Below are 1,434 nucleotides of genomic sequence, written 5' to 3' on the forward strand. Positions count from 1 at the left end.
ATAGTTATGAAGAAGACACTTGTTTTCTTTAAAATACATTTATAATACTAGTATCTAATCCAGCAAATTTGACAGTGGATAAATTAATATCTAGCGATTATGAACTATCTCAATTTATAATAGATTCGTTAGAGAAGAAGAATCTATGTGTTGTCAGTAATTGAAATCAGGATATATATTTGGTTTTAAAAAATGATCTTGTTAACCAAGATCGAGATTTATTAATACAATAGGTGAGGCGGTAAATAGAAGTAAAGAAGAGAATAAACTTCACTATACTAATAATTTAGACTATCTAGAATATCATATGGAAAACAATATGGACTAGGGAATAAATGAGATAAATCCTATTGATCATTTAGATAAAGCTCGTAAAATGCATGACGGTTGTTACAAATAGAGGGGGATAATAAAATATGAAGATTTATATAAAGTATTTAGCGCAACCAAAACCCACTAACATTATGTGCACCGTTGTTTCTGAATATTTTAATTGCTTATATTTATTATACTTAAGAAGTAGCAAAATATACGACTAAAAAATAAACAGACTGAAAGAAGTGAAAACAAATGACAAAGGAACGGCTACAAATTTATATTGATCCTGAACACAGAGAAGCATTAGAAGAATTAAAAGAATTGTTAGCAGTGGAAGATTCAGCAACAGACAGTGCCTTAATTCGCTATATTATTTTGGAATTGTATCGATTAAAGACAAAAGAAAATATCCAAATGCGGGGACTTTTAAACCGTTTGGATGAACTTTTAATTTATTCAAATAGTTTTGCGGAAACGATGGACGTCGATATTTTTGATCTCGAAAATTCTGAAAAATACAAAGAAGTAAAGACACAACAAAGAGGAAAATGGGCGAATAGTCGGCGAAAAAAAGCAAAAAATAAATCACAAAAAAGACCCGTTAATAATCAAAAAGAAAAAGCAAAAGAAGAAAAAATAAAATCAGAATCGCTCACTTACAATGCTCTGATTGCGAAGTATTTGTAAAAATTTGTCTTTCAAAAAGGATGATCGATGGTGGTACCTAGAGACTACTTTTCGTAAAAACGACTACTTGAGTAGTCTCTGAACAACTCCCTGACAACTGCTAAAAACTATGCTGTGGTATCACATTCATTTTCTTCAAAACGCAATAGGCACAGCCTATTTTCCCACTTTCAACATGAGAGTGGTGCGTTTACCTTATGCTCTTTCGCTTTTTAATAAATATTTGAGCTTGGTTAGTTTCTATTTAAAGGTAATTCACTATGCTGATTACACTGAAATTTTTTCAAATTTAAAATTATAGTATTACTGAAAATGGGAAAAATGACAATAGATATGATACAAAATTATGTTGCAATAAAATTTTCCTTGTATTAAGATTTTATTGACAAAAACCAAAAAAGAAAATAAGGTATTATTTGTCAAATTAAG

At 29.5% G+C, this 1,434-nt stretch carries 1 protein-coding gene; it reads left to right on the forward strand.

Annotated elements, in window-relative coordinates; genetic code table 11:
• The first annotated feature begins 570 nt into the window (after positions 1–570).
• Positions 571–1,005 carry a hypothetical protein gene (locus CUS89_RS15835; protein WP_002318333.1) on the forward strand — a complete coding sequence of 145 codons (435 nt, stop codon included), beginning with the start codon at positions 571–573 and terminating at the stop codon, positions 1,003–1,005.
• The last annotated feature ends 429 nt before the right edge of the window (positions 1,006–1,434 follow it).

The organism is Enterococcus mundtii (assembly GCF_002947535.1).
GTDB classification, from domain to species: domain Bacteria; phylum Bacillota; class Bacilli; order Lactobacillales; family Enterococcaceae; genus Enterococcus_B; species Enterococcus_B mundtii_B.

Coding starts and splice junctions, on each gene's coding strand:
- CUS89_RS15835 (WP_002318333.1), top strand. CDS start 571: ATGACAAAGGAACGGCTACAAATTTATATTGATCCTGAACACAGAGAA.